17 protein-coding genes are annotated in these 20776 nt (G+C 75.2%); 10 read left to right on the top strand and 7 right to left on the bottom strand.

Annotated features, from left to right (window positions below):
* Positions 1 to 89: 89 nt before the first annotated feature.
* Positions 90 to 2438, top strand: a complete 2349-nt coding sequence (locus AB4K12_RS22580) for an HAD-IC family P-type ATPase (protein ID WP_368435924.1) — start codon at positions 90 to 92, stop codon at positions 2436 to 2438.
* A 1-nt stretch (position 2439) separates the two neighbouring features.
* Here the strand turns inward: AB4K12_RS22580 and AB4K12_RS22585 are convergent, their stop codons facing one another.
* The 3 genes from AB4K12_RS22585 to AB4K12_RS22595 form a co-directional block, all read right to left on the bottom strand.
* Complete coding sequence (locus AB4K12_RS22585) at positions 2440 to 2631, bottom strand: DUF1059 domain-containing protein (protein WP_368435925.1); 192 nt, start codon at positions 2629 to 2631, stop codon at positions 2440 to 2442.
* A gap of 41 nt (positions 2632 to 2672) precedes the next feature.
* Complete coding sequence (locus tag AB4K12_RS22590) at positions 2673 to 5900, bottom strand: sacsin N-terminal ATP-binding-like domain-containing protein (RefSeq protein WP_368435926.1); 3228 nt, start codon at positions 5898 to 5900, stop codon at positions 2673 to 2675.
* A 571-nt stretch (positions 5901 to 6471) separates the two neighbouring features.
* Complete coding sequence (locus AB4K12_RS22595) at positions 6472 to 7365, bottom strand: DUF3027 domain-containing protein (protein WP_368435927.1); 894 nt, start codon at positions 7363 to 7365, stop codon at positions 6472 to 6474.
* A gap of 326 nt (positions 7366 to 7691) precedes the next feature.
* Between AB4K12_RS22595 and AB4K12_RS22600 the strand changes: the two genes are divergently transcribed.
* The 4 genes from AB4K12_RS22600 to AB4K12_RS22615 are packed head-to-tail and all read left to right on the top strand — an operon-like array spanning position 7692 to position 11162.
* Positions 7692 to 9074: an MFS transporter gene (locus tag AB4K12_RS22600; protein ID WP_368435928.1), complete on the top strand. Its 1383-nt coding sequence runs from the start codon at positions 7692 to 7694 to the stop codon at positions 9072 to 9074.
* Positions 9075 to 9100: 26 nt separating this feature from the next.
* A complete protein-coding gene (locus AB4K12_RS22605; protein ID WP_362253280.1) occupies positions 9101 to 9577 on the top strand; it encodes a DUF2771 domain-containing protein in 477 nt (158 codons plus the stop codon).
* Between the two features lie 11 nt (positions 9578 to 9588).
* Positions 9589 to 10314, top strand: coding sequence for a futalosine hydrolase (locus AB4K12_RS22610; RefSeq protein ID WP_368435929.1), 726 nt, complete (start codon positions 9589 to 9591; stop codon positions 10312 to 10314).
* A complete protein-coding gene (locus tag AB4K12_RS22615) occupies positions 10311 to 11162 on the top strand; it encodes a 1,4-dihydroxy-6-naphthoate synthase (protein WP_368435931.1) in 852 nt (283 codons plus the stop codon). Before AB4K12_RS22610 ends, AB4K12_RS22615 begins: the two co-directional genes overlap by 4 nt.
* 25 nt (positions 11163 to 11187) lie before the next feature.
* Here AB4K12_RS22615 and AB4K12_RS22620 read toward each other — a convergent pair whose 3' ends face one another.
* Complete coding sequence (locus AB4K12_RS22620; protein ID WP_190064580.1) at positions 11188 to 11571, bottom strand: cold-shock protein; 384 nt, start codon at positions 11569 to 11571, stop codon at positions 11188 to 11190.
* Between the two features lie 227 nt (positions 11572 to 11798).
* Between AB4K12_RS22620 and AB4K12_RS22625 the strand changes: the two genes are divergently transcribed.
* On the top strand, positions 11799 to 12047 hold the full coding sequence (locus AB4K12_RS22625) for a hypothetical protein (protein ID WP_190064579.1): 249 nt from the start codon (positions 11799 to 11801) through the stop codon (positions 12045 to 12047).
* Here AB4K12_RS22625 and AB4K12_RS22630 read toward each other — a convergent pair.
* Positions 12014 to 12679, bottom strand: a complete 666-nt coding sequence (locus tag AB4K12_RS22630) for an HAD family hydrolase (protein WP_368435932.1) — start codon at positions 12677 to 12679, stop codon at positions 12014 to 12016. The genes AB4K12_RS22625 and AB4K12_RS22630 overlap by 34 nt on opposite strands.
* 128 nt (positions 12680 to 12807) lie before the next feature.
* Between AB4K12_RS22630 and AB4K12_RS22635 the strand changes: the two genes are divergently transcribed.
* From AB4K12_RS22635 to AB4K12_RS22645, 3 genes are read left to right on the top strand one after another with little or no spacing between them, the layout of a single operon-like run.
* A complete protein-coding gene (locus AB4K12_RS22635; RefSeq protein ID WP_368435933.1) occupies positions 12808 to 13842 on the top strand; it encodes a FecCD family ABC transporter permease in 1035 nt (344 codons plus the stop codon).
* Positions 13839 to 14924 (top strand): FecCD family ABC transporter permease, encoded by a 1086-nt coding sequence (locus tag AB4K12_RS22640; protein ID WP_368435935.1) that lies wholly within the window; start codon positions 13839 to 13841, stop codon positions 14922 to 14924. Before AB4K12_RS22635 ends, AB4K12_RS22640 begins: the two co-directional genes overlap by 4 nt.
* On the top strand, positions 14921 to 15733 hold the full coding sequence (locus tag AB4K12_RS22645; protein WP_368435937.1) for an ABC transporter ATP-binding protein: 813 nt from the start codon (positions 14921 to 14923) through the stop codon (positions 15731 to 15733). Before AB4K12_RS22640 ends, AB4K12_RS22645 begins: the two co-directional genes overlap by 4 nt.
* A 41-nt stretch (positions 15734 to 15774) precedes the next feature.
* Here the strand turns inward: AB4K12_RS22645 and AB4K12_RS22650 are convergent, their stop codons facing one another.
* Positions 15775 to 16746: a hypothetical protein gene (locus tag AB4K12_RS22650; protein WP_368435938.1), complete on the bottom strand. Its 972-nt coding sequence runs from the start codon at positions 16744 to 16746 to the stop codon at positions 15775 to 15777.
* A 100-nt stretch (positions 16747 to 16846) separates the two neighbouring features.
* Here AB4K12_RS22650 and AB4K12_RS22655 point away from each other — a divergent pair, with 100 nt between their 5' ends.
* Positions 16847 to 19297 carry a helicase-associated domain-containing protein gene (locus AB4K12_RS22655; RefSeq protein ID WP_368435939.1) on the top strand — a complete coding sequence of 817 codons (2451 nt, stop codon included), beginning with the start codon at positions 16847 to 16849 and terminating at the stop codon, positions 19295 to 19297.
* 57 nt (positions 19298 to 19354) lie between these two features.
* On the opposite strand, the gene AB4K12_RS22660 is transcribed toward AB4K12_RS22655, so the two are convergent.
* Positions 19355 to 20770, bottom strand: a complete 1416-nt coding sequence (locus AB4K12_RS22660; RefSeq protein WP_368435940.1) for a PTS transporter subunit EIIC — start codon at positions 20768 to 20770, stop codon at positions 19355 to 19357.
* Positions 20771 to 20776: the final 6 nt, after the last annotated feature.

Consider the following 20776-nt stretch of genomic DNA (forward strand, 5'->3'; position numbering starts at 1 on the left):
GCGGGGCACCGGGGGCACGACCGGGCGGGAGGGGCCGGGGCGCCACCTTCGAAAGGCCGAGCGCCCATCGCCCCCGTACCGTCGGACGTATGAGCCACCCCGGCCTCACCGCCCGCGAAGTCGCCGAGCGAGTGGCCCGAGGCGAGGTCAACGACGTCCCGGTCCGCTCCTCCCGCTCCACCCGGGACATCGTCCGGGCCAACGTCCTCACCCGCTTCAACGCCATCATCGGCGTCCTCTTCCTGATCATCCTGGTCGTCGGCCCCCTCCAGGACGGCCTCTTCGGCTTCGTGATCATCGCCAACACCGCGATCGGCATCGTCCAGGAGCTCCGCGCCAAGAAGACCCTCGACTCCCTGGCCGTCATCGGCGAGGCGAAACCCACCGTCCGCCGCGACGGCACCCCCGCCCCCGTCGCCACCGGCGAGATCGTCCTCGGCGACGTCATCGAGCTCGGCCCCGGCGACAAGTGCGTCGTCGACGGCGACGTCCTCGAGGCCGACGGCCTCGAGATCGACGAATCCCTGCTCACCGGCGAGGCCGACCCCGTCCTCAAACGGCCCGGCGACCCGGTCATGTCCGGCTCCTTCGTGGTCGCCGGCGGCGGCGCCTTCACCGCCGCCAGGGTCGGCCGCGAGGCCTACGCCGCCCAGCTGGCCGAGGAGGCCTCCCGCTTCACCCTCGTCCACTCCGAGCTGCGCACCGGCATCAGCGTGATCCTCAAGTACGTCACCTGGATGATGATCCCCACCGCCCTGGGCCTCATCGTCAGCCAGCTCGTCATCGAGGACCACGACTGGCGCGAGGCCGTCCGGCGGATGGTCGCCGGCATCGTGCCGATGGTCCCCGAGGGCCTGGTGCTGCTCACCTCGGTCGCCTTCGCCATCGGCGTCGTCCGCCTCGGCCGCCGGCAGTGCCTGGTGCAGGAGCTGCCCGCCATCGAGGGCCTGGCCCGCGTCGACGTCGTCTGCCTGGACAAGACCGGCACCCTCACCGAGGGCGGCATGGACGTCAGCGAACTGCGCCTCCTGCCCGACGCCCCCGCCGACGAGCCCTGCGTACGCCGCGTGCTCGGCGCGCTCGGCGAGTCCGACCCCCGCCCCAACGCCAGCCTCCAGGCCATCATCGACGCCTACCCCGACGGCACCGGCTCGCGCTGCACCGCGTCCCTGCCGTTCTCCTCGGCCCGCAAATACAGCGGCGCCTCCCTCGACGGCCCCGGCACACAGAGCGGCAACTGGCTGCTGGGCGCCCCCGACGTCCTGCTGCCCTCCGGCGCCGACGCCCTCGCCGAAGCCGATGACCTCAACGCCCGCGGCCTGCGCGTCCTGCTCCTGGCCCGCGCCTCCCGCGAACTGGACGACCCGCGCGTCACCGAGGACGTCCACCCCACCGCCCTCGTCGTCCTCGAACAGCGGCTGCGCTCCGACGCGGCGGACACCCTGCGCTACTTCGCCGAACAGGACGTCTCCGCCAAGGTGATCTCCGGCGACAACGCCGTCTCCGTCGGAGCCGTCGCCGCCCAGCTGGCCCTGCCCGGCGCCGAGACCCCCGTCGACGCCCGCCGGCTGCCCGGCGAGCGCGACGCGATGGCACGGGCCCTGGACCGGGGCGCGGTCTTCGGCCGCGTCACCCCCCGGCAGAAGCGGGACATGGTCGGCGCCCTGCAGTCACGCGGCCACACGGTGGCCATGACCGGCGACGGCGTCAACGACGTGCTCGCGCTCAAGGACGCCGACATCGGCGTGGCCATGGGCTCCGGCTCCGAGGCCACCCGCGCCGTCGCCCAGATCGTGCTGCTCGACAACAGCTTCGCCGCGCTGCCCTCCGTCGTGGCCGAGGGCAGGCGCGTGATCGGCAACATCACGCGCGTGGCGACGCTGTTCCTCACCAAGACGGTCTACTCCGTCCTGCTGGCCGTCCTGGTCGTCTGCACCCGCGTGCCCTACCCGTTCCTCCCCCGCCACCTCACGCTGCTCTCCACGCTGACCATCGGCGTCCCCGCCTTCTTCCTCGCCCTCGCACCGAACCGGGAACGCGCCCAGCCCCACTTCGTACGCCGCGTCATGCGCTACGCCGTCCCGGCGGGACTGATCGCGGCCACGGCCACCTTCGCCGCCTATCTGCTGGCCCGCCACTACTACGCGGGCGTGGACGCGCTCGGCGCGGAGACGAGCGCGGCGACGCTCACGCTGTTCCTGATCTCCCTGTGGGTGCTCGCGATCATCGCGCGGCCCTACACCTGGTGGCGGGTGGCGCTGGTGCTGGCCATGGCGGCGGCGTTCGTGATCGTCCTGCTCACGCCATGGCTCCAGCGCTTCTTCGCGCTCAAGCTGATCGGCACGACGATGCCGTGGACCGCCGTGGCGATCGCCGCCGTGGCCGCGATCGCCCTGGAGTTCACCTGGCGCTGGGTGAGCCGCCGCTTCCCGGCGTGAGTCAGACGCCGGGCTTCTCGTCCTCCAGGAACTCCTTGATCTGCTTGCGCAGCTCGGGAGAGTCCTCGTGCTGATGGACGGACACCGCGTGCTCGGCGGCGGCCCGCAGGACCTCGTCCTCCTCGCCCGCGATGCGCAGCGTGCAGTGCGACTCGCTGGGGAACCTGCGGCAGTCGGCGACTTTCCTGGTCATCACGGCCTCCCGGAATCGGGTGCACTGCCAGGATAGATCCGTCAGTCGAACCAGCGGTCCCGCGCCAGCTCCTCGGTCCGGGAGGCGTCCTCCAGCAGCGCCGCCGCCTCGAACCGCCGCGCCCACGCCCCGGCCGCCCAGGCCAGGCCCGCCGCCACGCCCTCCAGCGTCGCCGCGTGCAGCACCCCGTCCGGGCCCAGACGCCAGTCCAGCTCGACGCCGTCGACCACGAGCTCCTCGTGCTCGACATACGTCGCCGGCGCCCCCGGCAGCAGCACCCGCACACCCTCCGGGACCTCGCGCGGCTCTCCCTCGCCCGCCGGGACGGTCACCGGGAACACCTCGCTCAGCCGCCGCACCTGCAGCAGCTCGGCAAGGGCGGCGGCCCGGTCCGGTCGTACGGGCAGCAGCGGGTGGCCCGCCGCGAGGGGCATCAGATCGGGGGCGTCCGCGACCAGCGCGTCCGTCGCGTCCCCGAGCTGGACGTCGCCGTCCACCACGGCCCGCACGTCGTCCGGCACCGTCACGTCCCGCGGATCCAGCTCCGCCAGCACGCTGTAGAGACCGTGCAGCTGGGCGGGGCTCACCCGGGTGTCCTCATCGGCCAGGCGGGCCAGCAGCTCCGCGGCGCCCCCGGGCTCGTCCAGCAGGGCGGCCACCGAGGTCCGCACCCCCAGCGCCCGCAGCACCTGCTCGTCCGCGAGACCGCCCGCGTCCGCCGCCTCGTACAGCCCCGCCAGCAGCGGGTCGCCGCCCTCCACCCGCAGCCCGGCGGGCCGGCGCCCGTCCAGGACCGGGTGCCCGCGCAGCCACCAGGCGGTGTACGGGCGTACGGACTCGGTCGTGCCGTCCGGCAGCAGCACCCGCACCGGCGCGGTCAGCGCGTCCCGCAGCGGCGGCCGGGACAGCATGGCCAGCGCCCGCGGCCAGGCGTCGTCGTCCACCAGGTCGAGGTCCCGTACGGCCACGACCTCCGTGGCGACCGGCGGCACCGGGGTGTCCGGCAGCCGGTCCAGCACGTCCTCGCACCACACGTCCACCGCGTCCAGCAGCCCGACGTCGTCCGGCTCGGCGAAGTCGCCGTCGCGCGGCTCGAGTTCGTCCGGGTCCAGGACGACGTCCGTGGCCCGCACGAGCGCGAAGTCCGCCAGCACGCCGACCGCCGTCAGCGGCTGCTCGCCCCAGCGCTCGACGAGCTCGGCGTCGCACGCGGCGAGCTCACCCGGACGGATGACCGACTCGAACGCACTGCCGGGCAACACGAGTTCACCGGCCGGCGCGAGCTCGCCGTCCTCGTCCGGAAGCGCGAGGGCGCCGAGCCACGGCTCGTCGCCCGGCGCGAGATCGGCGTCGCGCACCAGCGTGAGGACCACCTCGACCAGCGCGTCGGCGTCCAGCCCCTCCTCGTCCCAGACGTCCTCCGCGTCCAGCGACCCCGCGACCGCCGCCCGCACCTGAGGCGTCGTCAGGACGGCGCGCGGGGAACTCGGCGTCGCGCCGAGCTTCTCCAGCAGCGGATGGGCCGCGTCTGGATGGGCGACCTTCAGCCCCAGCCGCGACAGCCGCTCCGAACCCGTCGTGTCGGCCGGCGGAAGCAGCACCTGCCGGGGCCCGATGGCCGTACGGCCGTCGGCGAGCGGCACCGGCAGACCGGTCAGCCGGTCCGGGTCGACGCCGGCGAGGCTGTCGTACAGCCTCCACCACCAGGTCGCCGGCCGCTCGGCCCCGGCGAGACGGTCGATCGCCTCACCGAGCGGCACCCGGGCCACGCCCAGCGCCCGGAGCTCCTGACGGCGCTCGAGCCCGGCGGGCAGCAGGTTGGGGAACAGCTCGCCCAGCACCGCGACGGTCTCCGCCCCGGCACCCTCCACGACCTCGGCGTACACCGGACGCAGGGCGACCCGCTCACCACCGCCCGGCCCGCCCGGGGCCAGGGCATCGTCCCAGCTCTGCGTGGCGGCGTCCGGGCCCTCCGTCCAGGGGATGCCCTCGATGCCGCCGCCCGGGGCCGGCGTCGGCTCGCCGCCGACGTCCGTGACCGAGGCCGCGCTCGGCAGGAACGGCACACGCGGCAGCCGCTCCAGCACCAGGCGGCGCAGCTCGGCGTCCAGCACGCCGGTGGCCAGCGGGGCCGGGACCAGGTCGAGAGTTCCGGTGGAGACCGGGTGCCAGTCGCGGAGCAGATCCGCGTAGGCCTCGGCGGCGCGCTCGGTGAGGAAGGCGGTCAGCGGGCCGGGCGCCGTGTGCCGGCGGGTCGGCTCGAGAGGGAAGGTGGCGATGAGCAGGCCCGGCAGGCCCAGCGGTTCGTCCGTGGGGGTCGGGGCGTGCAGCACCGGGGCGGTACGCGGCCGCTCCGGCGCGCCGTCCGGACCGGCCGGGACCGCCCAGGTCACCGACCAGTGGGGGCGCAGCCGCTCCTCGACGGGGCGGTCGGCCAGCAGCGCGGCGTCCAGCGGGCCGCCGGCCTGCTCCACGCGCCAGCGCGTAGGAGCCGGGCGGGCGGAGTCGTCGATGACGACGTACGGGCCCTCCTGGCGGCGCGTCAGCGTACGGACGACGCCGTCCGGCGTCTCGACGACGACCTCGGCCAGCCCCGGCAGGGTCAGCAGCAGCGCGTCGTCGACGCCCGCGAGCAGGCGCGCGGTCAGATCCTCGGCCGCGCCGTCGCGCAGCGGAAGGACGACGACGGTGTCATAGCCGTCCGGCGCCGTGCCCTCGGCCGGGAAGGGCATGCGCAGCAGCGGCACATGGCCCTCGCGGCGACGCAGCTCGCCCCCGAGTCCCGGGCTGCCGAACGCCGCGTCCTCGGCGAGGGCGCGGGCCTCGGTCAAGGACCAGCGGACGCCGCCGGTGCGGCCGACGATCGCGGGTTCGTCACTGACCGCCAGCACGGCGGCGAAGCCGACGCCGAAACGGCCCACAGCCCGGCTCTCGTCGTCGCGCTTGGCCGACGCGCGCAGCGTGGACAGCGACTCGACGCCCGTGGCGTCCAGGGGCACGCCGGTGTTGGCGGCGGCCAGGGTGGCGGGCGCTCCGGCGCCCGCCGCGTGCAGCGTGAGGCGCAGGCGACCGGGCACGCCGGCACGGGCCGCCGCGTCCGCGGCGTTCTGCGCGAGCTCCACCACGAGGCGGTCGCGGTACCCGCCGAGGGCGAGATCCTCCTCGGCGTTGGCGTCCTCCCGGAACCGCGCGGGCGAGGTCACCCACGCGTCCAGCACGCCGCGCCGCAGCCGCGCGGTCCCGAACGGATCCACTCCGGTGCCGGTCACGTCTTGTCGTCTCCCTGTGGAGTGGGGTGCCGTTTGCCTTGCGGCTGAACGTACAGCGCGGGTGGGGGTGCGTGGTGGGGCGGGGCCGGGTCGGTGTGGGCCGGGCCCTTCCGGGGCTGGATTATTTACGGCCCGGAGCCCCTGACGCATCGATCACCCCGCACTTGGGCCGCAAATAACCCTTACGCCCCTACCAGGGCCCGTCCCACCCCGCCCCGGCCCCTCACGCACCACGCGGGGGGAGGGGAAGGGGCCCAAGTCCAGGTCACCGCTCCAGTGCGTACCCGGAGGCCCCTGGTCGGTGACCGGCCCGCCCACCCTGGGGACCGGACCTCCCGCCCGCCCTGGGGACCGGCCCACCCCACCCTGGTGGCCGGCCCGCACCGGGTCGGCGACGTGACGGGAGGGGGCCGGGGGCGCAGGAGGGTGTTCCGGAATGCTGCCGGATATTTGTGGGCCCAATGTGAGGGCACGCATCACGTGAGACGGTGCCGGGCCCGTAAATATCCGATTCCGGAACACCCTCCGGAGCCCCCGGCCCCCGCACCACGCACGACGGCGATCAGACGACTCAGGCGTGCCCGAGGTCGTCCTCGTCCTCCGCCTCCGACGGCGCGGATTCCCGCAGCGGAAACTCGTCCACCAGCGTCTCGTCCACAACCGGCGGCGCCGGCCGCGGCGCCTTCGGCATCACGGCCGCCTCCGAGTGCCCACCGCACCCGTACGCCAGGGACACCACGTGCCCGTCCGCCGGACCGAACTCGTTGCCGCAGATGCCGAACGCCTGGCCGAGGGAGCCCCCGATCGGCACGAGGAAGCCGCAGCTGACGCAGGGGGCCGGGGCGGCCTGGGCCATGGCGGTCTTGGTGCCGTGGGTCTCGTCCCAGCGGTCGGCGGCCGTGTGCAGTCCGTAGCGGGAGAGGACCCGGGCGCGGCGCAGGCCCAGTTCCTCGGCGAGGGCGGTGATGGAGCCGCGCGCGGGGGCGGTCGGCTGGGCGGAGGGCGGGCCGGCGGAGACCTCGGCGTCCTCGGAGTCGGCGAGCGCGGCCATCTCGTCGGAGACGGCGGAGTTCGGCGGCGGGGTCTCGTCGCCGGTCCAGCCGGGTTCCAGGCGGGGGTCGTCGGCCTGGGTGGGCAGGAGGTCGCCGGGGCCCATGTCGCCGGGGCGCAGGCGTTCGCTCCAGGGCACCCATTCGGGGGCGAGGAGGGCGTCGGAGCCGGGCAGCAGGACGGTCTCGTCGAGGGTGACGTGCTTGGCGCGGGAGGCGCGGGCGACGGTGACGGCCCAGCGCCAGCCGCGGTAGCCGGGGTCGTCGCAGGCGAAGTAGTGGGTGACGACACGGTCCCCGTCGGCGACGACCTCGATGTGGTCGCCGACCTTTCCGGGCAGCGCGGCTTCCTCGGCCGCCGCCCGGGCGAGTTCGACCGCCTCGGCGCACAGGCGGTCCGGGGTACGGCTTCGCATCGCAGCACTCACAAGAATCGATTCTCTCTTCCACGCCGTCTCACGAGTGCGCCAGCCGAACGGTCGGGGCCGCGGACGGAGCGGACCGGGGGACCGCGTCGACGTCCGCGCCCGAACGGCCTCGGGCGCACCTGTCATCACCCATTCTGCGGGATCTGGACTCGGGGTGCGGCCAAAGCGGCGACCGGTGGCGCGCTACGCACGCTACCCCGCGCGGCCGCCCGGGGGATACCCGGGCTTCGGCGAGCCCCCGACAAGGTGCCGGGCACGCCCCGCTGATACCCCGAAAGTGCCCTGCCCGGTGCCAGTTGGGGCAGTATGGCGTGGTGGGAGCCATCCGGTCAGCCGAAGGCGGTCCGCTCCGCCGTACGGTCCGGGGCGTCGGCCGGGTGCTGCGCGCGCCCTTCGCGGGGGCGGCCCGGGGGGTCCGCCGGGCGACGCACGCGCATGGCGCGGGCGAGTCCGGGCTGGGGAAGCTGATCGAGCTGCACGCCGTGAATTCGGCGGGCGACATGATGATCACCATCGCCCTGGCCTCGACGGTCTTCTTCTCGGTGCCGACGGACCAGGCGCGCGGGCGGGTGGCGCTGTACCTGGCGGTGACGATGGCGCCGTTCACGCTGCTGGCGCCGGTGATCGGCCCGCTGCTGGACAGGATCCCGCACGGCCGCAGGGCGGCGATGGCGGGCTCGATGCTGACGCGGGCGCTGCTGGCGCTGATGATGTCGGGCGCGGTGGCGAGCGGTGGGCTGGAGCTGTATCCGGCGGCGCTGGGCGTGCTGGTGGCGTCGAAGGCGTACGGGGTGGTGCGCTCGGCGGTGGTTCCGCGGCTGCTGCCGCCGCGGATCGCGCTGGTGAAGGCGAATTCCCGGGTGACGCTCGGGGGCCTGCTGGCCACGGGCGTGGCGGCCCCGCTGGGTGCGGGGCTGCATCAGCTGGGGCCGGCGTATCCGCTGTACGGGGCGTGCGCGGTGTTCGCGTTCGGTACGTATCTGTCGTTGTCGCTGCCGCACAAGGTGGACTCGGCGAAGGGTGAGGCCCGGGCCCGGCTGACGGCGGACGGGCCGGCGCGGCAGCCGGCCCGGCGGCGCAAGGCCGGCAGGCGGCCGCGGCCGGGGCTGCGCACGGTGGGGTCGTCGGTGCTGCACGGGCTGCAGGCGAACAGTTCGCTGCGGATGCTGTCGGGGTTCCTGACGTTCTTTCTGGCGTTCCTGCTGCGGGTGCATCCGCTGGGCGGGCTGAGCCCGGCGTTCTCGCTGGGGGTGGTCGCGATCGCGGCGGGCGCCGGCAACGCCCTGGGCACGGCGATAGGGGCGCTGCTGCGTTCGCGGGGGCCGGAGAAGATGATCGCGCTGGTGCTGACGGCGGCGCTGGGGACGACGATAGTGGCGGCCGTGCTGTACAGCGCGTTCTTCGTGGTGGTGGTGGCGGCGGTCGCGGGGATCTCGCAGGCGCTGGGCAAGCAGTCGCTGGACGCGTTGATCCAGCGGGATGTGCCGGAGGAGGTACGGACGTCCGCTTTCGCCCGTTCGGAGACTTTGCTGCAGATGTGCTGGGTGGTGGGCGGGGCGATCGGGATCCTGCTGCCGCTGAACGGCGTGGTGGGGATGTCGGTGGCGGCGGGCTTCCTGGCGCTCGGCGCGGCCACTGCCGTACGGGGCCTGCTGACGGCGGCCCGGCGCGGCTCGCCGCACCCGCGCGTGGCCTGAGCGGAGGGGCCCGATAGCCTGCCCGCATGACCGCTGCGATTTTCCGGGGCAAGCGCCGCCGCGCCACTGCCGCCGTCGGTGCCGTGACCTTCGGGCTCATCGCCCTCTCCGCCTGCGACAAGCCGACTCCGCTGGCGACCGTGACCGTCGGTTCGACGACGGTGACCTCCGAGGCGGCCTGCTACAACGAGGGCGAGGCCGTGGCCAACGACAAGATCATTGGCTGCATGAAGGAGGACTCCGGCAAGACCGTCAAGGCGGCCTTCGAGGACAAGGTCCGCTTCGGCGTCGACCCGAAGATCGCCGAAGAGGGCTGGACGATCTTCATCAACGGCCAGCCGGCCGAGCAGGAGCCCAACAAGAAGACCTACCGGACGATCCCGGCCAGCGCCTTCTTCTCCGGCGGCCAGGGCGGCGCCACCAAGGAGACCAAGGTCAGCATCGTGGAGACCAACTCGGGCAAGGCCCTGGGCGTCTGGAACTTCACCCTCGAGCGCGACTGACGCCGCCGCTGATGCGTGTTCTCGTCGTCACCGCCGTCCCGGCCGAACGTGACGCCGTGACGGCCGTGGCCGGACCGCCTCCCCGGGAGGTCCGGCTGCCCGGTGGCACCCTGCTGCACCGGGTGCGGCCGGGCGACGCCGACGGGCCGGTGCTGGACGTGCTGGCCGCGGGCGTGGGCCCCGCCGCCGCCGCGGCCGGGGCGGCGACGGCGCTGACGGCCGCCGCGGTGACCGGCGAGCCGTACGAGCTGGTGATCGCCGCCGGCATCGCGGGCGGCTTCGCGCCCCGCGCGGCGCTGGGCGCCGTGGTGGTCTCCGACACGATCGTGGCCCCGGACCTGGGCGCGCAGTCGAGCGACGGCGGTTTCCTGTCCCTGGACGAGCTGGGCTTCGGTGTGATCGAGCACCGGGTGCCCGAGCGGCTCGCGCGAACGGTGGCCGAGGCGACCGGCGGAGTGCGCGGCGCCGTGCTGACCGTGACGTCGGCGACCGGCACCGCCGAGCGGGCCGCGGAGCTGACGGCACGCCACCCGGACGCGGTGGCCGAGGGCATGGAGGGCTTCGGCGTGGCCGAGGCGGCCGTGGCGCACCGGGTGCCGGTGGTGGAGCTGCGCGCGGTCTCGAACGCCGTGGGGCCCCGTGACCGGGGCGCGTGGCGGATCGGCGTGGCGCTGACCGCGCTCACCGGCGCCTTCCGCCGGCTCTCCCCCGTACTCGAACCGGAGGTGCTGACGTGAGCGACCCGATCAAGATCGCTTATTCGCCCTGTCCGAACGACACGTTCGTCTTCGACGCCTGGGCGCACGGCCGGGTTCCGGGCGCTCCGGAGCTGGACGTGACGTTCGCCGACATCGACCTCACCAACGGGATGGCCGAGCGCGGCGAGTTCGACGTACTGAAGGTGTCGTACGCCGTCCTGCCGTGGGTGCTGGACGAGTACGCGCTGCTGCCGTGCGGCGGGGCGCTGGGACGGGGCTGCGGGCCGCTGGTGCTGACCCGTGAGGCGGCGAGCCCGGCGGATCTGGCCGGGAAGACCGTCGCGGTGCCGAGCGAGCGCTCGACGGCCTATCTGCTGTTCCGGCTGTGGGCCGCGGCCGAGGTGCCGGGCGGTGTCGGCGAGGTCGTCGTGCTGCCGTTCCACGAGATCATGCCGGCCGTGCGGGACGGCAAGGTGGACGCGGGCCTGGTCATCCACGAGGCGCGGTTCACGTATCAGGACTACGGGCTCACCCGCCTCGCCGACATGGGCGAGCACTGGGAGGACACCACCACGCTGCCCATTCCGCTGGGCGCGATCATCGCCAAGCGGTCGCTGGGCGATGAGACGCTGCGCGAGCTGGCCCGGGCGGCGCGGACGTCCGTACGGATGGCCTGGGACGATCCGGAGGTCTCCCGCCCGTATGTGCTGGCGCACGCGCAGGAGATGGATCCGGCGGTCGCGGACGCGCACATCGGGCTGTACGTCAACGAATTCACGGCCGACCTCGGCGAGGCCGGCTACGCCGCGGTGCGCGGGCTGCTGACCCGCGCCGCGGCCGAGGGGCTCGTACCGCCCCTCGGGCCGGGCGCGCTCGGCTTCGTCTGACGGTCTAGGACCGTCCTGAACGGTCCTAGACGTCCAGCTGGTCGGCGACCGCGCGCAGCATGCCGGCGATCTTCGAGCCGTGGGCCTTGTCGGGGTAGCGGCCGCGCTCCAGCTGCTGGGTGACGTTCTCCAGGAGCGTGGTGAGGTCCTGGACGATGGAGGCGAGTTCGTCGGGCTTGCGGCGCTGGGCGGCCGCGACCGACGGAGTGGGGTCGAGCAGAGTCACCGTCAGCGCCTGGTCACCGCGCTGGCCTGCCACGACCCCGAACTCCACGCGCTGGCCGGGCTTGAGGGCGTCGACCCCGTCCGGGAGCACCGAGGAGTGCACGAAGACGTCTCCGCCGTCGTCGCGGGAGAGAAAGCCGAAGCCCTTCTCGCTGTTGAACCACTTGACCTTGCCGGTAGGCACGTCTGTCCTCGTCCTCGTGTCTCGTCGGAATACCGAAAAAGCGAAAATTCTGCAATCAACAGAAAAACTGCTCTGGATAGCACTACAGCGGGCCGCAAGACCCGCCACCCCCAAGGCTAATGGTCCCGGGCCCGGTGACAAGACGTCCTCGGGCCGTACCGCCGCGCGTCCGGTCCGCCGCCGTCAGCCGGACGCCATACCGCCGCCCAGGGATCTACCCTGGTCAGGTGAGTAGCGAAACGCCCCGAGCCGGGGATCTGCTGGTACGGGCCGGTGCCGTCGTGTTCCTGGTGGGCGCGGTGGCCACGCTGGCCACCGTCGCGCCGCTGTTCCTGGGGGCCGATCCGCTGCCGCCCGCGGCCTACTTCGTGTGCATGCTGATGGGCGTCGGATTCCTGGTCTCCGGGGCCGGAGTGCTGCGCTCGATCGCCGAACAGCGCCGTCAGGCGCGTGGAACGGCGGATTCCGCGGCATAGCCGGCGCGGTGGGCGCGCAGCCAGGCGGGGAATTCCGCCAGGCCGCCCTCCAGCACCACGTCCGCCCCTTCCGCGCGGAGTTCCGCCGCGTCGTACGGGCCGGTGGGCACCGCCACGGCGACCGCTCCGGCGGTGCGCGCCCCGCGCACGTCCCCGACGTGGTCGCCGACGTACACCGACGCGCCGTGCTCGCGCAGCGCGACCGCCTTGGCCTCAGCCCACAGGTCGCCGACCAGCTCGTCGGCCCGGATGTCGAGGTGTTCGAGGTGCAGACGGGCGTTGCGGGGGTTCTTGGCCGTCACCACGATGGCCCGCCCGCCCAGTTCGCGTACGGCCGCGACGGCCTCGCGGGCGCCGGGCATGGCGGGCGAGGGCAGGATGCCGTGCTCGGGGTAGCCGGCCAGGTAGACGGCGTTGGCCCGCTCGACGTCCTCCTCCGGGAACCAGTTGCGCAGCTCCTGCTTGAGCGGCGGGCCGAGGCGGCCGATGACGAGGTCGACGTCGATGGGGGTGCCGGTGGCGGCCACCAGCGCCTCGTACGCCGCCCTGATGCCGGGGCGGGAGTCGACCAGCGTCAGGTCGAGGTCGAAGCCGACCGTGAACCGGTGGTCCGTGCGCGCGAGCGGGGTCATGCCCCACATTGTGCCTGCCACCCCACCCGTACACTTAGGCTTGCCTCACCACGGCTTGATCCCGCAGGAGCGGCTTGTTCCGGCCGTAGTCACGCGCCGCAACCGCAGCCGTCGCCGAAGTGGAACTCATGCAAGCCGCCGTCCCGACCAGCAACCCGAGAACGCCTTCGGGCGCCCGCCGCCGCGTCGGCTGGACGGTGGCCGCGGTCGCCGCCCTGCTGCTGGCGGCCCTGCTCAGCCTGGCGGTCGGCAGCCGGCCCGTGGCGCCCTCGCAGGTGCTCCACGCGCTGCTGCACGACGGCGACGACCCGGCGACGACCATCGTGCGGAGCATGCGACTGCCGCGCACGGTCGTCGGGCTGATGGTCGGCGCCGCGCTGGCCATGGCGGGCACGGTCATGCAGGGCATCACCCGCAACCCCATCGCCGAGCCGGGCATCCTCGGCATCGGCCAGGGCGCCGCGCTGGGCGTGGTGCTCGCCATCACGGTGGCCGGGACGCACGGGCCCGGCGGCTATGTGTGGTTCGCCTTCGCCGGCGCCGCCCTGGCGTCGGTGGCCGTCTACGCGATCGCCTCGCGCGGCCGCGGCGGGGCCTCTCCCATCAAGCTGGCGCTCGCGGGGGCCGCGCTCAACGCCCTGATCACCTCCGTCGTCAACGGCGTGCTGACCACCCACGCCGCCACCCTGGACGAGTTCCGCTTCTGGCAGATCGGCTCCATCGCCGGGCCGGGCGCCGGCACGGCCTGGAAGATCTGGCCGTTCCTGCTGGCGGGCACGGTGCTGGTGCTGTCGGTGGCCCGCGGCCTGGACGCGCTGGCGCTCGGCGAGGACGTCGCCCGGGGGCTGGGGCAGAACGTGGGGCTCGTACGGATCGTCGGCGGCGTCGGCGCGACCGTGCTGACCGGCGTCGGGGTCGCGGCCGCCGGGCCCATCGTCTTCCTGGGCCTGGCCGTCCCGCACCTGGCCCGCGCGCTCGTCGGCACCGACCACCGCTGGGTGCTGCCCATGGCGGCGCTCCTCGGCCCGGTGATGCTGCTGGGCGCCGACGTCCTCGGCCGGGTGCTGTACGAGGGCAGTGAGGTGCCGTCCGGCGTGATGACCGCGCTGATCGGCCTGCCGTTCCTCGTCACGCTCGTCCGCCGCAAGGCGGTGGCGGCGTGAGCGCGATATCCCCGGCGAGGACCGCACCCCCGGCGAAGACCGCCGCGCGACCGGCCGGCTACGCCCTCGTCCGGGCCGGGCGCGGGTCGTTCCTGGTCCACCGGCGCGGCGCGGCCGTCGCGGCCGGGCTGGTGCTGCTGCTGGCCGCCGCGTGCCTGACCTACCTGTGCGTCGGCACGACGTACACCGCGCCCGGCGAGGCGCTGAAGGTGCTCTTCGGGCAGCCGTCCGCGGAGGAGTTCACCGTGGGCACCGCGCGGCTGCCCCGGATGACCGTCGGTCTGCTGGCCGGCGCGGCCTTCGGCGTCGCGGGGGCGCTCATCCAGACCGTCGCCCGCAACCCGCTGGCCAGCCCCGATGTCATCGGCGTCAGCCAGGGCGCGAGCGCGCTGACGGTGGGCGCGATGACCTTCGGGGTCACCTCCTACGCCGCCCTGCCCTACGTGTCGGTGGCCGGCGGCCTGCTGGCCGCGGCCCTCGTCCACGCCTTCGCCTGGCGGGGCGGGCTGCGGGCCACCCGCTTCGTGCTGATCGGCATCGGCTTCGCGGTGGCGCTGCGCTCGGTCACCCACCTCTTCCTGACCAAGGGCGACTACCTCGTCGCCCAGCAGGCGAAGGTGTGGATGACCGGCTCGCTCAACGCGCGCGGCTGGGACGAGGCGGCCCCGCTGGCGTGGACGCTGCTTCTGCTGGCACCGTTCGTGTGCTGGGCGGCGCGCGCGCAGCGCACGGTGTCCATGGACGACGACACGGCCACCGCGCTGGGCGTGCGCCTGGGGCGGGTGCGGGTGGGGCTGGCGCTGCTCGGCGTCGTCCTGGCCTCGGTCGCCACGGGCGCGGCCGGGCCGGTGGACTTCGTGGCGCTGCTGGCCCCGCAGATCGCCCGCCGGATGACGCGGACCGCGCAGATCCCGCTGCTGTGCTCGGCGCTGCTGGGTTCGGTGCTCGTGGTCGTGGCCGACCTGCTGGCCCGCAAGCTGTTCGAGCCGACCGAGCTGCCGGTGGGCGTGCTGACCGCCGCCGTCGGGGCCCCGTATCTGATCTGGCTGATCGCCCGCGGCCGTACCGGAGGAAAAGCGTGACCGTCGAAACCGCCGCCGGCAGCCGGCTCGGCGCCCGTGACCTGACCCTGTCCTACGAGGAGCGCACGGTCGTCGAGGGCCTCGACCTGGACGTCCCCGACGGCGAGGTCACCGTGATCGTCGGCCCGAACGCGTGCGGCAAGTCGACGCTGCTGCGCGCGCTCGGCAGGCTGCTGCGGCCCGCGCGCGGCGCGGTGCTGCTGGACGGCGAGGAGCTCGCCCGGATACCCACCCGGCGCGTCGCCCGGTCGCTGGGGCTGCTGCCCCAGACGCCCGTCGCGCCGGAGGCCATCACGGTCGCGGACCTCGTGGCGCGCGGCCGCCAGCCGCACCAGCGGTGGTGGCGGCAGTGGTCGGAGGAGGACGAGCGGGCGGTGGCCGAGGCCATGGCCCGCACCGACGTCGCCGCCCTCGCCGACCGGGCGGTGGACGAGCTCTCGGGCGGTCAGCGGCAGCGCGTGTGGATCGCGATGGCCCTCGCCCAGGACACGGACCTGCTGCTCCTGGACGAGCCGACCACCTACCTGGACATCTCCCACCAGGTGGAGGTCCTCGACCTGTGCCGCCGGCTCAACCAGGAGCGGGGCCGGACGGTGGTGGCGGTGCTGCACGACCTGAACCAGGCGGCGCGCTATGCGGACCACCTGGTGGCGATGAAGGCGGGCCGGATCGTGGCGCGCGGCCGGCCGGCGGACGTGGTGACGGCCGAGCTGGTGCGCGAGGTCTTCGGGCTGGAGTCGGTGGTGGTCGCCGACCCCGTGACGGGCGGTCCGCTGGTGGTCCCGGGGAGGCCGTGGGAGGCGGCGTAGCGCCTCCCCGAGCGTATGCGCGTACGCGCGCGTACGGGCGCTCAGCCCGGGCGGCGGGCCCGCCACAGGACGAACGCCGCCGACGCGACGGCCGCGGCCTTGACCACCACCGGCCAGGTGTCGGCCAGCGCCCCGGCCATCTCCCCCGGCGGTATCGGGTCGCCCCAGCGCCCGTTGAACCGGCCCCACAGCCACACCACTCCCCCGGCCGCCGCGAGGCCCGGGACGCCCATGACGGCCCACTTCGACTCCGCCTGGGTGAGCCGGCGGGTGACGTAGGCCAGGGCCCAGCCCACCGCGAGGACGATCCAGTTGCCGAGCACGGCTCCGGCGACGAGGAGGACGGCCACGATCAGCAGCAGCGGGCTCATGGGGACGCCGGCGCGGGAGCGCCAGAAGCTGAAGCGGGGCTCGGCGGAGCCGTTCTCCGCGCCCGCGTCCTTGTCCGCCTCCTTGGCAGGCCCCTTGGCAGGCTCCTTGGACGGCTTGTCCCCCCGCGTCCCCCCGCCGTCCTCCGTCCGCGGGACCTCGGGGGCGGGGGGCGGCGGAGGCTTGAGCATGTCGGGGATCTCGATGCCGCCCGTGAACCCGTGCACGGCGTCGCCCGCCGTGGCCGGCGCCGGCCCCACGCTCCACCAGCCGGCCTCGCCGCCGCCGCGCGGCCGCAGCTCCTCCTCGGTCGCCAGGTGCGGCGGCGACGCGGCCCAGGGGGCGCGGGCGGCGGCCGCCGGAAGGTCGTCGCGGCGCTGGACGGGCACCCGCCCGGCGGCCTCGGCGGCCCCCAGGACGCCGTCCGCGTCGGCGACGGCCTCGGCCGGGGTGCCCAGGCCGTCCAGGATGCGCTGGACGGCGGCCGGGGTGTCGGCCGCCTCGGCCGCCCGGCGCCGCTCGATCTCCGCCCGCAGCCGGGAGACCAGCCGCATCCGGTCCCCTGAGGTGAGCGACTGTCTCTGGGCGAGGTCGCCGACCCTGCTCAAATAGTCGTAAACAAGCTGATCGCTCTCGATCCCCACCAGAACCCCCAAGGCCACACGAGCCGCCGAACCCCACCGAAGGTACCGAACCCGGGCCGAAGCCGGGGCCCATCCGCACCGACCCGGTACCGTAAGCAGAATGACCACTTCGCGGGAGACCGGCAGTACGGGCGGCGGCACCGCCGCGGAGCCGCGCACGCTCGCCGAAGAGCTGCGCGCCAGCCCCGACGACGCCCTCGCCGGACTGCTGCGCGCACGCCCGGACCTGCTCAACCCCGTGCCGGGCGACCTCACCCAGCTGGCCACCCGGGCCGCCACCCGGGCCTCGGTGGTGCGGGCGCTGGACCACCTCGACCGGTTCGCCCTGCAGGTCGCCGAGGCGCTCGCGGTGGCCCCGGACCCCTGCCCCTACGGCACCCTGGCCGCGCTGATGACGGGCGACGAGCCCGCCGGCGCCGAGGGCGCCGCCATCGCCGCCGAGCTGCCGCGCGCCGTGGCCGCCCTGCGCGACCAGGCCCTGGTCTGGGGCGGCGAGGACCGGCTGCGCCTGGTGCGCACCGTCCGCGAGCTGCTCGCCCCCACCGCGACCCGCCCCTCGCCCACCGGCCTGGGGCCCGGCGTCGCCGAGACCACGGCGGGCATGTCGCCGGGCCGGCTGCAGGAGATCATCGCCACGGCGGGGCTGCCCGCCACCCACGACCCGGTGACGGCCGTCACCGCCCTGACCGAGCTGTTCGAGGACCGTCGGCGGATGACGGCGCTGCTGGCCGGCGCGCCCGAGGAGGCCACGGCCGTCCTCGGCAGGCTGCTGTGGGGCCCGCCGCACGGCACGGTCACCGCCGAGCCCGCGGCCCACCTGCGCTGGCTGCTCGACCGGGGCCTGCTGCTGCCCACCGGCCCGGGCGCCGTGGTGCTGCCCCGCGAGGTGGCCCTGCACCTGCGCGCCGGCCGGGCGCACCGCGCGCCGGAGCCGCTGGCCCCCGAGCTCGCCCCGGTCACCGCACACGAGCCCCGGACGGTCGACGCGACCGCCGCCGGGCAGGCCTTCATGGCGCTGGCGACGGTGGAGGACCTGCTGCGGGAGTGGGAGAGCGCGGGCCCGCTCGTCCTGCGGGCCGGCGGCCTGAGCGTGCGGGACCTCAAGCGCGCCGCGACCGTCCTCGAGACCACGGAGGCTGCCGCCGCCTTCTGGGTCGAGCTCGCCTACGCGGCCGGGCTGCTGGCCTCCGACGGCGACGTCGACGAGCGCTACGCCCCCACCCCCGCCTACGACGAATGGCTGCTGCTGCCCGCCGAGCGGCGCTGGACCGCCCTGGCCACGGCCTGGCTGACGGCCACCCGCACCCCGGGGCTGGCCGGCGGGAAGGACGCGAAGGGCCGCACGCTGGCGGCGCTGGGCCCGGACCTGGACCGCGGCCCCGCCCCCGAGGTGCGCCGCCGGGTGCTGGACCTGCTCGCCGAGCTGCCCGAGGGCTCCTCCGTGCCCGCCGACGCCCTGCTGGAGCGGCTGCGCTGGGAGCGCCCGCCGCGCTCGGCCGCCGACGACCTGCGCACGCGGCTGGCGACCTGGACGCTGGCGGAGGCCGAGCAGCTGGGCGTCACCAGCCGGGGCGCGCTCTCGGCGCACGGCCGCGCCCTGCCGGCTGACCCGGAGGCCGCCGCGGCGGCCCTGGCGCCCCTGCTGCCCGAGCCGCTGGACCACGTCCTGTTGCAGGCCGACCTCACCGCCGTGGCGCCCGGCCCGCTGCGCCGCCCGCTCGCGCAGCTGCTCGGCGTGCTCGCGGACGTCGAGTCCAAGGGCGGCGCGACCGTCTACCGCTTCACGCCGGAGTCCGTACGCCGCGCCCTGGACGCCGGCCGCACCGCCGCCGACCTGCACGCCTTCCTCGCCGAGCACTCCCGTACGCCCGTTCCGCAGCCGCTGGCCTACCTCGTCGACGACGTGGCCCGGCGGCACGGCCGGCTGCGGGTGGGTGCGGCGTCGTCGTACGTCCGCTGCGACGACGAGGCCCTGCTGGCCGAGATCCTCGCCGACCGCCGGTCGGCGCCGCTGCGGCTGCGCCGCCTGGCGTCGACGGTGCTGGCGGCGCAGGCGGCGCCGGACACGCTCCTCGAGGTGCTGCGCGCGATGGGCTACGCGCCCGCCGCCGAGTCGGCGGAGGGCGACGTGGTCGTCGCGCGCGCCGACGCCCACCGCACTCCGCCGCGCACCGCCCCGGCCCCGGTGCCCGAGGGCCCGCCGGTGCCGGACGCCACGCTGCTGGGCGCGGCCGTGCGCGCCGTCCGGGCCGGTGACATGGCCTCCACGGCCCAGCGCAAGCCGGTCGCCGATCCCGCCCCCACCAGCGGCGGTCTGCCCCGCACCTCCTCGGCCGACACCCTGGCCACGATGCAGGCGGCGGTGCTGACGGGGGCGGCCGTGTGGATCGGCTACGTCAACGCCGAGGGGGCCGCCAGTCAGCGCGTCATCGCCCCGATCCGCGTCGAGGGCGGTTTCGTGACGGCGTACGACCACACGGCGGACGAGGTCCGCACCTATCCGTTGCACCGGATCACGGGAGTGGCGGAGCTGGCGGACGACCTGGCGTGAGGCACGCGTGCGTGAGGCGTACGGGCGTGGGGCGTACGAGCTGAGGCGCCCGGGCGTTCACCCCGCCCGGGCCGCCGTCTCCTCGTTCACTCCGAAGAGGTACGTCGCCACGAACCCGACCACGTACCCCACGAGCAGCCCCGCCCCGTAGACGGCCGCCGCCCGGAGGGGCCCGTGGCCGCCGTGCAGCAGGGGGAAGAGGGCCCAGCCGGAGGGGCCGATGGCCGTGGCGCCGACCGTGTCGCCGAGCTGGCCCATGAGGCCCACGAACGCGCCCCCGGCCGCGCCGCCCGCGCACGCGGTGACGAACGGGCGGCCCAGCGGCAGGGACACGCCGTAGATGAGGGGTTCGCCGATGCCCAGCACGCCGGCCGGCAGCGCGGACCGGATGGTCCGGCGGATCGAGGTGGCGCGGGCGAGCCGCAGGTAGACGGCGAGGGCGGCCCCGACCTGGCCGGCGCCCGCCATGGCGAGGAGGGGCAGCAGGACGGTGTGGCCCTGCTCGGCGATGAGGGTGGTGTGGATGGGGATCAGCGCCTGGTGCAGTCCCAGCATCACCAGCGGCAGGAACAGGCCGCCCAGCGCCAGGCCCGCCGGCGCGCCCCCGCCGTCCAGCAGCCCGTCGGCGAGGCGCCCGATGGCGGTGGAGACCGCGCCGGCCGCGTACATCAGCCCGTACAGCGTCACCAGGCCCGGCAGCAGCACCGTCAGGAACGGTGTGACCAGCGCGTCCAGCGCCTCCGGCACCACGCGCCGGCAGCCCTTCTCCACGGACACCGCGAGCAGTGCGGCGGCCAGCGCGCCCAGCACCCCGCCCTGGCCCGGGGAGAGTTCGAGGCCGAAGGCGTCCACTCGGGCGACGCCGGGGTGGACGACGACGGCCGCGACCGCGCCGCCCAGGATGGGCGTGCCGCCGAACTCCTTGGCCGTCGCGTAGCCGACGAACACGGCGATCAGCGACATGAAGCCGCCGGAGATCGCCCCGAGGGCCGTCACCAGCGAGGGCGCCCAGCGCAGGTTGGCGAGCAGGCCGGCGAGGCCGGCGACGATGCCGCAGCCGATCAGGGCGGGGATCAGCGGCACGAAGACCTGGGCGACGCGGCGCAGGAGGAGTTTGCCGGGGGTGGCGTTGCGGGCCCGCTGCCCGGCCCGCAGCGCGGCCCCGCGCTCGGCGAGGGTTCCGGCGGCGGGCGCCGCCTCCCGCATGCGCTCGAGCTCCGGCGCGACCCGGGCCACGACGCCCGGTCCCAGCACGATCTGGTACGCCGCCGGGGTGGACGCGGCGTCCTCCACCAGGCCCAGCACGCCGGGCACCGCCCGCAGCTCGGCGCCGCGCACGAGCGCGCTGTCGCGGACCTCCACGCGCAGGCGGGTCATGCAGTGGGCCACGGAGGCGAGGTTGGCCGCGCCGCCCAGCAGGGGCAGCAGGGCGGCGGCCGTCGCGGCGGGCTTGCTGTCGTCTGCCGGTGGCATGAGGCC

Source organism: Streptomyces sp. C36 (genome assembly GCF_040932295.1).
GTDB classification, from domain to species: Bacteria; Actinomycetota; Actinomycetes; order Streptomycetales; family Streptomycetaceae; genus Streptomyces; species Streptomyces triculaminicus.